Annotated in this window: 12 protein-coding genes; all 12 read left to right on the top strand. The window is 38.8% G+C overall.

The window, feature by feature from the left end; translation table 11 throughout:
* Nucleotides 1–106: 106 nt before the first annotated feature.
* The 12 genes from galF to ACQ0PY_RS14985 all read left to right on the top strand — a co-directional run bounded on the left by galF (nt 107) and on the right by ACQ0PY_RS14985 (nt 12,801).
* Entirely contained in the window at nt 107–1,000 is an 894-nt protein-coding gene (gene galF, locus ACQ0PY_RS15040; protein ID WP_044266075.1) for a UTP--glucose-1-phosphate uridylyltransferase GalF, read from the top strand.
* A gap of 380 nt (nt 1,001–1,380) precedes the next feature.
* Entirely contained in the window at nt 1,381–2,466 is a 1,086-nt protein-coding gene (rfbB, locus tag ACQ0PY_RS15035; RefSeq protein WP_109740374.1) for a dTDP-glucose 4,6-dehydratase, read from the top strand.
* Nucleotides 2,466–3,365, top strand: a complete 900-nt coding sequence (gene rfbD, locus ACQ0PY_RS15030) for a dTDP-4-dehydrorhamnose reductase (protein WP_090049751.1) — start codon at nt 2,466–2,468, stop codon at nt 3,363–3,365. Before rfbB ends, rfbD begins: the two co-directional genes overlap by 1 nt.
* A 51-nt stretch (nt 3,366–3,416) precedes the next feature.
* Complete coding sequence (gene rfbA / locus ACQ0PY_RS15025; protein WP_446894153.1) at nt 3,417–4,295, top strand: glucose-1-phosphate thymidylyltransferase RfbA; 879 nt, start codon at nt 3,417–3,419, stop codon at nt 4,293–4,295.
* 3 nt (nt 4,296–4,298) lie between these two features.
* Nucleotides 4,299–4,838, top strand: coding sequence for a dTDP-4-dehydrorhamnose 3,5-epimerase (gene rfbC / locus ACQ0PY_RS15020; RefSeq protein ID WP_090049757.1), 540 nt, complete (start codon nt 4,299–4,301; stop codon nt 4,836–4,838).
* A gap of 6 nt (nt 4,839–4,844) precedes the next feature.
* A complete protein-coding gene (locus tag ACQ0PY_RS15015; protein WP_090049759.1) occupies nt 4,845–6,272 on the top strand; it encodes a lipopolysaccharide biosynthesis protein in 1,428 nt (475 codons plus the stop codon).
* A gap of 27 nt (nt 6,273–6,299) precedes the next feature.
* Nucleotides 6,300–7,403, top strand: coding sequence for a dTDP-4-amino-4,6-dideoxy-D-glucose aminotransferase VioA (gene vioA, locus ACQ0PY_RS15010; protein ID WP_090049761.1), 1,104 nt, complete (start codon nt 6,300–6,302; stop codon nt 7,401–7,403).
* Between the two features lies 1 nt (nt 7,404).
* On the top strand, nt 7,405–7,968 hold the full coding sequence (locus tag ACQ0PY_RS15005; protein ID WP_090049763.1) for an acyltransferase: 564 nt from the start codon (nt 7,405–7,407) through the stop codon (nt 7,966–7,968).
* Nucleotides 7,961–9,121 carry a TDP-N-acetylfucosamine:lipid II N-acetylfucosaminyltransferase family protein gene (locus ACQ0PY_RS15000; RefSeq protein ID WP_090049765.1) on the top strand — a complete coding sequence of 387 codons (1,161 nt, stop codon included), beginning with the start codon at nt 7,961–7,963 and terminating at the stop codon, nt 9,119–9,121. Before ACQ0PY_RS15005 ends, ACQ0PY_RS15000 begins: the two co-directional genes overlap by 8 nt.
* Nucleotide 9,122: 1 nt before the next feature.
* Nucleotides 9,123–10,397, top strand: a complete 1,275-nt coding sequence (locus tag ACQ0PY_RS14995) for a nucleotide sugar dehydrogenase (RefSeq protein ID WP_090049767.1) — start codon at nt 9,123–9,125, stop codon at nt 10,395–10,397.
* 49 nt (nt 10,398–10,446) lie between these two features.
* On the top strand, nt 10,447–11,559 hold the full coding sequence (locus ACQ0PY_RS14990) for a glycosyltransferase family protein (RefSeq protein WP_090049769.1): 1,113 nt from the start codon (nt 10,447–10,449) through the stop codon (nt 11,557–11,559).
* Nucleotides 11,560–12,801 (top strand): O-antigen ligase family protein, encoded by a 1,242-nt coding sequence (locus ACQ0PY_RS14985; RefSeq protein WP_090049770.1) that lies wholly within the window; start codon nt 11,560–11,562, stop codon nt 12,799–12,801.
* The last annotated feature ends 1 nt before the right edge of the window (nt 12,802 follow it).

Raw genomic sequence — 12,802 nt, 5'->3', positions numbered from 1 at the left:
GTAGCATCAGTGACAAAGCAGCGATGATTTCCTCTAACTAATTCATGCTGGCTAAAACGAGTCAAAAGGCTATAATTCAGCAACCATTTTACAGGTGGATGAAATAATGAGTAATTTGAAAGCAGTTATACCGGTAGCGGGTCTGGGTATGCACATGTTGCCTGCCACCAAGGCAATTCCCAAAGAGATGCTACCGATCGTCGACAAACCCATGATTCAGTATATCGTTGACGAAATCGTAGCTGCAGGGATCAAAGAAATCCTCCTGGTCACACACGCGTCTAAAAACGCCGTTGAGAACCATTTCGACACCTCTTATGAACTTGAGTCACTCCTTGAGCAACGCGTGAAGCGTCAGTTGCTGGCGGAAGTGCAGTCCATTTGTCCTCCGGGCGTGACCATTATGAACGTGCGCCAGGCGCAGCCGCTGGGGCTGGGTCACTCCATTCTTTGCGCGCGTCCGGCGATTGGCGATAATCCTTTTGTGGTGGTATTGCCTGATATCGTTATTGATACCGCCAGTGCCGATCCGCTGCGCTATAACCTTGCGGCAATGGTTGCGCGTTTTGAAGAAACTGGCCGTAGTCAGGTTCTGGCGAAACGTATGCCGGGTGACCTTTCCGAGTACTCCGTCATCCAGACGAAAGATCCGCTGGATAATGAAGGCAAGGTGAGTCGCATTGTTGAGTTTATTGAGAAACCGGATCAGCCGCAAACGCTGGATTCCGATCTGATGGCGGTAGGGCGTTATGTCCTCTCAGCGGATATCTGGGCCGAACTCGAAAGAACCGAACCGGGCGCCTGGGGCCGTATCCAGTTGACCGATGCAATTGCAGCACTGGCGAAAAAACAATCCGTTGACGCCATGCTAATGACCGGCGACAGCTACGACTGCGGTAAGAAATTGGGCTACATGCAGGCGTTTGTGAAGTACGGACTGCGCAATCTGAAAGAAGGGCCTAAGTTCCGTAAAGGTATTGAGAAGTTGCTTAGCGAGTAAGTTTAAAGAATCGACGGTCCGTCAGATCGTAAAAACACATAACGGTAGTTAACATTCGACGCGGTGATGCAGATATGCCCGGAATGTTGCTACCGTTTTTTCATCTTCGAAAAATATTTATGATTTCATTGGGTTAACTACAAAATTTAGCACCGCTTTTTATAAGATTTCTTCTTGTTTCTGACATCAATTGGTAAGACAATTAGGGTTTGAGTTTAGCAGCTTTGCGCGAGAGAAAGCAGAGCTCAACACGTCTGTGAGAGTACGCAGTGCACTGGTAGCTGTAAAGCCAGGGGCGGTAGCGTGCCTCACATTACGTATTATGTAAGCTTAAATCGGCATTTTAATGCTGATATCATCGAATATCTGGATTAATAAAAGTGAAAATACTTGTTACCGGTGGGGCAGGTTTTATTGGATCTGCTGTCGTTCGGCATATTATAAATAATACTCAAGACAGCGTAATTAATGTCGATAAATTAACGTACGCAGGTAACCTCGAGTCACTGACTGAAATTGAGAATAGCGAGCGTTATTCATTCGAACATGCTGATATTTGTGATTCAAATGTAGTGGCGCGTATTTTTGAAACTCATCAACCGGATGCCGTCATGCATCTTGCTGCTGAGAGCCATGTGGATCGTTCTATTACCGGCCCTGCAGCATTTATTGAAACGAATATCGTTGGCACCTATATTCTTCTCGAAGCGGCTCGCCGGTATTGGTCCGGGTTGGACGATGTAAAAAAAGCTAAATTCCGTTTTCATCACATTTCTACTGACGAAGTCTATGGCGACCTGCCTCATCCGGATGAAGTAGCGCAGGGGAGTATTCTTCCTCTCTTTACTGAACAAACCGCCTATGCGCCGAGTAGCCCGTATTCGGCTTCAAAAGCCTCCAGCGACCATCTTGTTCGCGCCTGGTTGCGTACATACGGTCTACCGACAATGGTGACAAATTGTTCGAATAACTATGGCCCATACCACTTCCCTGAAAAGTTGATTCCCTTGGTTATTCTCAATGCTCTCGAAGGAAAATCGTTGCCTATTTATGGTAAAGGCGATCAGATTCGTGACTGGCTCTATGTTGAAGATCATGCCCGTGCGTTATATACCGTGGTGACGAAAGGAATCCCTGGTGAGACCTACAACATCGGTGGCCATAACGAGAAGAAAAATATCGATGTTGTGCATACCATCTGTGACTTGTTGGATGAGATCGTACCTAAAACGGCGTCATACCGAGAACAAATCGCCTATGTTGCCGATCGTCCAGGCCATGACCGTCGGTACGCGATCGATGCGGATAAAATCAGCCGTGAACTCGGTTGGAAACCGCAAGAGACGTTCGAAAGTGGGATTCGAAAAACGGTTGAATGGTATCTGGCAAACACCTCATGGGTTGAAAATATCAAAAGTGGGGCGTACCAAACCTGGATTGAGCAGAACTATGGGGAACGCCAGTAATGAACATTCTTTTGTTTGGCAAAACAGGGCAGGTCGGTTGGGAATTACAACGCTCGCTTGCTCCGCTTGGTAATGTGATTGCGCTGGATGTCCATTCAACGGATTACTGTGGAGATTTCAGCAATCCTCAGGGGGTTGCTGAAACGGTCCGTCGCATTCGACCAGACGTTATCGTAAACGCAGCAGCCCATACGGCAGTGGACAAAGCTGAATCTGAAATTGAATTTGCTCAATTGCTCAATGCAATCAGCGTTGAAGCTATTGCTAAAGAAGCCGCTGAAGTAGGGGCATGGGTCGTTCATTATTCGACAGATTACGTTTTCCCCGGGACAGGGACGACGGCCTGGAGAGAAACGGATGAAACATCACCATTGAATGTCTATGGCGAGACTAAACTTGCTGGTGAAAAGGCTCTGCAGCAACATTGTCAAAAGCATCTGATATTCAGGACCAGCTGGGTTTATGCGGGTAAAGGGAATAATTTTGCGAAGACCATGCTGCGTCTGGCAAAAGATCGTACAGAGATGTCCGTTATCAACGATCAGTATGGCGCGCCGACAGGGGCTGAGTTGCTTGCTGATTGTACAGCACATGCTATTCGTGTCGCGCTGAACAAACCTGATGTCGCTGGCCTCTATCACTTAGTGGCTGGTGGCACGACGACCTGGTATGACTTCGCCTCTCTGGTTTTTGCTGAAGCTCGCAATGCAGGTATTGACTTAGCGCTGACTGATCTTAAGGCTGTTCCAACCAGCGCTTACCCTACACCCGCGCGCCGCCCAGGCAACTCACGATTAAATACTGAAAAATTTCAGCATAATTTTGGCCTTGTCTTGCCGCAGTGGGAAAATGGTGTCAAACGTATGTTAAATGAGTTGTTTACAACTACAGCTATCTGATTCTGGTTTTAATGCCCGCAACAGGGCATTTTGTATTTAAGAGATAATGATATGAAAACGCGTAAAGGGATTATTCTTGCCGGCGGTTCCGGCACTCGTTTGTACCCTGTGACGATGGCAGTGAGTAAACAGTTACTGCCCATTTATGATAAGCCGATGATTTACTACCCGCTGTCGACACTGATGCTGGCGGGAATTCGGGATATTCTTATTATCAGCACCCCGCAGGATACACCGCGCTTTGAGCAGTTACTCGGTGACGGAAGCCAGTGGGGGCTTAACCTTCAATATAAAGTTCAGCCAAGTCCGGATGGGTTAGCCCAGGCCTTTATTATTGGTGAAGAGTTCATCGGTAATGATGATTGTGCATTAGTGCTCGGCGATAACATCTTTTATGGACATGATTTACCAAAACTAATGGATACTGCCGTTAATAAAGAAAATGGGGCTACGGTATTCGCATACCATGTGAACGATCCTGAACGCTACGGTGTAGTTGAGTTTGATAAGAATGGGACCGCGGTTAGTCTGGAAGAGAAACCCCAGGAACCCAAAAGTAACTATGCCGTGACAGGTCTTTATTTTTACGACAATAGCGTCGTTGATATGGCAAAGAATCTCAAGCCTTCGGCGCGTGGTGAACTGGAAATCACGGATATTAACCGTATCTATATGGAACAAGGGCGTCTGTCTGTCGCCATGATGGGGCGCGGGTATGCATGGTTGGATACGGGGACGCATCAAAGTTTGATTGAGGCCAGTAACTTTATTGCTACGATTGAAGAGCGACAGGGGTTGAAGGTCTCTTGCCCGGAAGAAATTGCCTACCGCAAAGGGTTTATTGATGCAGCACAGGTAAAAAAATTGGCTGAACCGCTCAAAAAAAATGCTTATGGTCAATATCTACAGAAAATGGTTAAAGGTTATTAATTGATGGAAATTATTAAAACTGATATTCCAGACTTATTGATTATTAAGCCAAAAGTATTTGGCGATGAGCGGGGTTACTTTTATGAAAGTTATAATCAAAAGATTTTTGAGGAGGCAATAGGACGTAAAGTTGATTTTGTTCAAGATAATCATTCTAAATCAACGAAGGGCGTACTACGAGGGCTTCATTATCAATTAGAACCTTATGCTCAAGGAAAATTAGTTCGCTGTGTCGCTGGGGAAGTCTTTGACGTCGCTGTTGATATCCGTAAAACGTCTCCAACTTTTGGCCATTGGGTCGGAATCAACCTGTCTGCTGAGAATAAGTGCCAACTTTGGATTCCTGAAGGATTTGCACATGGCTTTCAGGTGCTGAGTGAAAGTGCTGAGTTTGTTTATAAAACGACTAATTACTATAGCCCAGGCAATGAAAGAGGTATTTTTTGGAATGATCCAGAGTTGAAGATAAACTGGAAAGAAACAGAAGCGATGACCCTTTCGGAAAAAGATAAAATATTACCCCTTTTTAGCAGCATCAGATAGCTTTCAATGAAAACGCAATCAGTCAAAAGTGGATTTGTATGGAGTGCAATTGATCGCATTTTCACTCAGGTAGTGCAGTTAGCTATCATGTTGGTTTTGGCCAGGAGATTAGGGCCCGAGGCATTCGGTTTAATCGGCATGCTGGCGGTATTTATTGCAATAAGCCAGGTGTTTGTTGATAGTGGGTTCAGTTCAGCGATTATCAGGAAAACGGACAGAAATGAATCTGACTACTCAACTGTATTCATTTTCAATGGAGTCATAGCACTAATATGTTATGGGATTTTGTGGACTGCGGCGCCACTAATTTCTGAATTCTATGATAAACCCGAATTAACTTCATTAATGCGCTGGTTGGGACTTGTTGTACCCATCAATTCGCTAGGTGTTGTGCAGAGGGTTAGACTTAGCGTCTTGCTCAATTTCAAAGCGCAGGCAAAGGCATCAATTACAGCTGCTTCTATAAGTGGCGCTTGTGCAATTCTTTTGGCATATTTTTTTGATTTTGGTGTATGGGCATTAGTATCGCAAACACTGCTGCTTTCAATAATTAATGTACTAATATTGAATTTATTAAACCCATGGATACCAAAGACAGGGTTTTCTGCCGATTCATTTAAAACGTTATTTAATTTCGGGTATAAGTTATTACTTTCTTCGCTACTAGAGTCAATATACGCGAATATCTATCCGCTAATAATTGGCAAATGGTATGATGCAACTAAGCTAGGATTCTATACTCAAGCAAATCAGCTATCAAGTGTGCCGGCGATGACAATGACGAATATTATACAGCGGGTATCATATCCGCTGTTAAGCAATATTCAAAATAACGTTGAGGAACTTGAGGGAAAATATTTAATCATCATCAGATTATCATGTCTTGTCGTATTTCCAGTCATGGCTAGTTTGGCAATAATTGCAACGCCATTATTGACTTTTCTGGTTGGCGAACAATGGCGATCTGCCGGAATACTGGTTTCAGTTTTGTGTGCAGGATATTTACTTTACCCATTACATGCCATAAATCTAAATTTACTCCAGGTAAAGGGCAGATCTGATTTATTTTTGAAACTTGAAATTATCAAAAAAATAATGAACACAATAATATTGCTTGTAAGTTTACCATATGGTGTAACTGCATTATGCTATGGGATCGCTATAAATTCATATTTTGCACTTTTAATAAATTCATATTATACAGGAAAGTTATCGTCAATTGGTTTTAAGGTTCAGGTAAAAACAATCTTTCCATCATGGATGATATGTTTTTCTTTTATTATGCTCTTGGTTTTTTTTAATAGCGCGTCTTTAACGATTATGAAGAATGTCACTATTTTGTTAGCTTTTTTATTTAGTTATACTACATATTTGATACTTTATCAGAAAGAAAATATTAAAGCCATAATGGCTCTTAAAAAACAAAGATTTTGATAATCTAAATTAATGTTAGGAGTTACAATGTCAAAGCAAATTCCGGTGACAAAACCATTTTTACCTGAGCTTAGTGAGTTTGTACCTTATCTTGAAAAAATATGGGAAAATCAATGGTTGACTAACAACGGTCCATTTCATCAGCAACTAGAAACTGAATTATGTAAGTACCTGGGTGTCAAGTATATATCTCTATTCAACAATGCTACTATTGCCCTTGTAACCGCACTGCAAGCATTGCGAATTTCAGGAGAGGTTATTACAACGCCCTTTTCATTTGTAGCAACAAGTCATTCCATTATCTGGAACTCACTCAAGCCTGTTTTTGTCGATATTGATGAGGAAAATTTCAATATTGATCCAGACAAAATAGAACAGGCCATAACTCCTGAAACAACAGCAATTATGCCGGTACATTGCTACGGAAATCCGTGCGATGTGGAGCGAATTCAAAAAATAGCAGATAATTATGGTTTGCGTGTCATCTATGATGCCGCGCATGCCTTTGGAATTAACTATAATGGCGACAGTCTTTTGAATTTCGGAGATTTATCCATTTTAAGTTTCCATGCAACAAAAGTTTTTAACACCTTTGAAGGTGGAGCTATCATATCGCATGACATCAAAACTAAAGAACGAATAGACCGATTAAAAAACTTTGGTATTGCCGATGAAGTAACGGTTACAGCACCAGGAATAAATGGCAAAATGAGCGAAGTAAATGCAGCATTTGGCTTGTTACAGCTCAAGCATATTTCAGAAGCAATGGCTGAACGGAAAAAAATAGACTCAAGGTATCGAAGCGAGCTTATAAGCTTAAAGGGAATAAAGATACCAAAACTTTCTACTTTATCAAATAGCAATCATTCTTATTTTCCTATTATCATTCAGGATGGTTTTTCTAAATCGCGAGATGAGCTCTATGCTCATTTGAAAAATCATGGTGTATTATCTCGCAGATATTTCTATCCGCTAATAAGCAACATGCCAATGTATCGCGGTATTAAGTCCTCAGCGATTCAAAATCTACAAGTGGCAAATTATATCTCAGATCGAGTATTGTGTTTGCCAATTTTTGCGGGCATGACTTCTGAAGAACAAAGCCTAATTATTGAGTTACTGAAGGACTAATATGGGATTTTACTCTGAATCTGAACTTAGTTCCCTGGGGTTCAAATCGATAGGTAGCAATGTGAAGCTTTCGAAAAAAGCATCCATTTACAGGTCTCAGAATATATCGCTTGGTGATAATGTAAGAATCGATGATTTTTGTGTTCTATCTGCAGGGGATGGTGGAATAGAAATAGGAAGGAATGTTCATGTTGCAGTCTATACTTCACTGATCGGTGTAGGGAAAATAGTTTTATCGGATTACTGTAATATTTCTTCTCGAGTATCAATCTATTCAAGTAGTGATGATTTTACTGGGGCATTTATGTCTAATCCTACGGTTCCCTGTGAGTACACTAATGTTTATTCGGCATCGGTGACACTTCATGAGCATGTATTAATTGGGGCCGGGAGCGTTATTCTACCGGGCATTACGCTTGGAAAAGGCGTAGCAGTTGGTGCTCTATCTCTAGTCAAGAATGATATGCCGGAATTTGTAATATGCGCAGGTCAACCAGCGAAAATTATTAAAAATCGCAAGCGAGATCTCCTGATTTTTCAGGCGAAAATGGAAGCTAATGGATAGTCTTATCACATTACATATTGTACCGGATGATAAATTTTCAAACATGGTACATCGTGATTTTGAACGATTTGGGAAGAATAACAGATATATCTGTTTCAATAACTCCGCGTGTCTAAAATATATCAACGGATGGAAGCCTGATAGAATCACTAAAGGAAAATTAAATAAATATATTGCAGCGAATAATATCAGCATCATAGTTTTCCATTCTTTGTTAGACAAATATATTGTAACAAGTCTATCCAGTCATTTAGTTGTAGTATGGTGTGGGTGGGGGTATGACTATTATTCATATCTATTATCGAAATATTATCCACAAGGAATGATACTAGAGCATACAAAATCAATCTTTGATAATTCCAGAAAGCAAAAAAAAATCACTTTCATGGATTTTTTAAAAGGAGGATATAGAGTTGCAAGAAGGAAAATATTGAATAAAATATATCCTCCGCAAAAGGTCGTTGCTCATATTGATTTTTTTATACCTGTTATTGATACAGAATTTAAGTTAGTGAAGAAACTGAACCCATGGTTTTCATCTCAATATATACCCTGGAACTATGGTACATTAGAAGAAGATTATACAGTTGATAATTATAGTTTATCTGATTCCGGAAATATCTTGGTCGGCAATAGTGCAACCCCCGAAAATAATCATATCGAAGCTTTTGAGTTTATTTTTCTGCACATTGATTGGAAATCCCATAAAATATACTGTCCACTCAGTTATGGAGATTTGGAGTATGCACAAAGAATAAAAAATATTGGCATCGAATTTTTTGGGGATAACTTTATTCCGTTGATGAATTTTTTGGATAAGGTGGAGTATAACAAAATTTTATCTTCATGTAGGATAATGGTGTTTAATCATGTGAGGCAGCAAGCACTTGGCAATATTATTAGTGGATTGGCAATGGAGAAAGTAATTCTTCTTAATAAAAGAAATCCTCTTTGCGAATGGCTTGATGAAAATAAGATAAGCTATCTAACTCTTGATAGTAAAAATAATAATATAGATCTTACGGCGATAGATACTGCCAAGAATAAGAAGCAAATCATGAGTATTTGGTCAAGAACTGTTATTGCTGAGAAAACGATGAAAATGATTGAAATTACTCATGATGCGGCAAAGCGAAAAAAACATGGAGAATAGTATGAAATTATCTGATAAGAAAGTAGCTATCATTGGTTTGGGTTATGTAGGGTTACCTTTAGCCGTTGAGTTTGGAAAGTTATACGAAACCAGTGGCTTTGATATCGACACCAATCGCGTTAGTGAGTTAAAAAATTTTGTTGATGTAACAAATGAATGTACCTCTGAAGAATTAAGGCAAGCGTCTAAGTTAAAATTCACTACTGAATTGGATGATATACGTTTGGCTGATATATATATTGTAACAGTGCCTACTCCTGTTGACAGACATTTTAAGCCAGATTTAAGTCCATTAATTAAGGCAAGTCAGATGCTAGGCAAGGTAATTGCGCCTGGCAATATTGTTATATATGAATCAACCGTTTATCCTGGGGCCACTGAGGATGATTGTATTCCTGAGATTGAGCGTGTATCAGGATTAAAATACAATGAAGATTTTTTTGCTGGCTATAGTCCTGAGAGAATTAATCCTGGCGATAAGATTAATCGCTTAACAACAATAAAAAAAGTTACCTCGGGTTCAACTAAAGAAGTGGCCAAAATCGTTGATGACCTTTACAACACGATAATTTCAGCTGGTACATTTCCTGCAACGTCCATTCGTGTTGCAGAAGCTGCTAAAGTTATCGAAAACACCCAGCGAGATGTAAATATTGCGCTGATGAACGAATTTGCAATGATGTTTAATAAAATGAACATTAGCACTTTTGATGTGTTAGAAGCAGCGGGGACTAAGTGGAACTTTATAAAACTGCAACCGGGATTGGTTGGTGGTCATTGCATTGGTGTTGACCCATATTACTTACTTCAGAAAGCAAATGAATATAATTATGCTCCTGATATGATGCGGTCTGCTCGCGAAATAAACAACAGCATGGCGGGGTTTGTTTGCTCACAGATAATTGATCAAATGGCACTCAATTCAATTGATGTTCCTAAATCAAAGGTTCTGATTCTGGGGGCTTCGTTTAAAGAGGATTGCCCTGACATCAGGAACACAAAAGTAGTTGAGCTTGTAAAAGCACTACAAAAATATAACATCACTGTTGATATTTATGATCCACTTATTGATGCTAATGAATTTTTTAAAGAATACCATGTTAATGTGCTTTCAGCTAAAACTAACGATATCTATGATGTAGTTGCTTTGATTGTTCCTCACAAAATTTTCTTGAATGATAAATCAATAATTACGAATATTAAACCAAATGGTTTTGTTTATGATTTAAAGTCAAGACTCGCTGAACTTGATGGAATTAAAATTGTTACTCTGTAGCTTTATGTGATGCTACTAAAGGTAGCATCATTTATTTTAGAGACCCAAGATGATCAATATACTTTACATTCCTTATCGTGATTTATATTTTTGGCATGACTTTGGTTCTGCAGTTCGTGATCTTCAGTTCCTTGAAATAGTAGCAAGTTTTGAATCAGTAAATAAGTTAACCGTTATAAACAGACCCGTAAGTATCTATGAACGTTTTTTAAATAAAAGGAAAAAAGTAAAAGAGTATCCAGATATTAATATCATTGATAAAACAAGTTTTGATCTGATTGGTCCATTGAAAAAAAGAGCCTGGACTGTTGGATGTTATACCGATATTATAAATGATTACATTAACAGATATTTGGAAGATCCTGACGCATTACCTCTGTTGGTTATCGATTTCACCCCAATGGCCATTGTTCCTGTGATAAAGAATAAAAAGGTCTATTATTGGTATGACATGATTGATAATTTTACAAAACACAACTGCTATAGTACTTTGGATAAAAAGTTAGTTGAGCAAAAATATAAATATGTAGCCCAGAATTATGATTTTATGACTTCTGTGACTCCAGAAGCTGGATTGTCAATAATCAAACATGGCAATATTGAATCTACAGTAATTACAAATGGTGTTTTTACCAGTAAATTTACAGATAATATAAAGCAAAATTTAACCAGAAACCAGGTATATGATTTTGGTTTTGTTGGTTTTATAACAGATAAATTTGATGTTGATTTTGTCCGTGAATTGTCGAAAAAATACACTGTAATAGTCTATGGTGAAGTATACAATAAATCAGTTATTGACGATCTCTCCAACTGTGGGGTAGTCTTCAAAGGTAAATTTAAATATTCTGAGTTACCTCAGCTCATTGGAACTTTTAGAGTGGGTCTCCTGCCATATTTAGTGGAAAAAAGTCATGATGGGTCGCCTCTTAAAATGTACGAATATCTTAAAAACGATAAACCATGTTTGACTTCCATCGATTATGAGTTTTCATGTGAGTATGTTGTAAACTACAATTCAAACCGAAATTTGGATGAAAATATAAGAAAGTTAATTCAGAGCTCTGGAAGTAATGATATTCATCAGACCTTACCTGATAATACTTTCTTGCAGAATAAAATTTCCGCTGCATTTGATTCATTTATCAAACGGATTAATTAAATGGTAACTGTGCAGAAGTTATATTCGCGTATCTTTCTTGTATGTTTCTTTATTTCAATTGCAGCGCCTATATTCCCCGGAGTGACTGGCGGGATGATGTATCATGTCCTGCTTATTAGTCTGATACCATCAGTAATGCTGCCGTGGGTTCTTAAGATGAAAATGAATTTTGTCTTAGGCTTCATGTTGTCTTTTTTTGTCATTTTTGTAATGACCTGTGCGTCGCTATATAATGAAGAAAATGTTAATATTTCTTCTGCATTATCTTCACTGAAAATACTATATTTTGGTATATATACATTGATGGGTTATGCTTATGTTTCATGCTCATCTCTCAATATCGAATTATTTAGCAGAACATATTTTTGGTTGGTAATAGTCGCATTCATTGTCGGTATTATAGAACTTACTATGCCTTCGGTAAGTTACTTATTGTATAAAAGAGAATCAATGGAAATTCTCGATGATAAGCTTTCTTCTATTTTTAATACTACTTATCATTTGGCTTTTTTTCTATTCTTTGGGTACTTGTGCTATCTCCAGTATTTCATCCGCTCATTGCAAAATCATGCAAGTTCCAGTGCATTATCGGCTTTCATAATGCTCCTGATTATTATGTCATTTATCCTCCTTACTCAAAGTAGAATGTTTGTGATGATGGCTGTTTTAATATCTGTGCTTCTGATTTCGATTCTCTTACTTAAAAGAATAAACAAGCCAAATATATTACTTTCAGTAACCATTATGTTTATCACTATACTGGGTGCAATCTTTACTTTTTGGGATGTTTTGGCGGAAAAATTTTACTATATTGTTTACGGTGTTGATTTTTTACTTTCAGGACAACTAGACTTCTCTGGTGATGGTATTGGATCCTTTAATACCAGAATTAACCAGATTTTATTTAGTATTGAACAGATTCATAATAATCCTTTTATCGGCGTTGGTTCCGGTAAGGATATTTATCTTGAATCATTGTACGCATATTTGCTTTACAAGTATGCTGTTCCTGGTGTGGTTTTCTATTTTATTATATTGTACTTTTTAGTCAAAAAAATCAATGTTATCCTTAAGGGAAATAATTCTTTTAAAGAACAAGTCTTTTTTAATGCTTGCTATTGGTTTTTTATTTTGTCACCGTTCTATTTTTTGAGTGGTCCCTTGTTTGAAGTCCCAAAATTATCATTATTCTTTTTTGTATTAATTGGTGTTGTGTATGGCTATGATAAAGTGGAAAAGTAAA

This window comes from Citrobacter sp. LST-B2 (assembly GCF_057983045.1).
The sequence above is the reverse complement of the archived record's forward strand: the minus strand, read 5'-3'. Positions and strand labels throughout refer to the sequence as shown.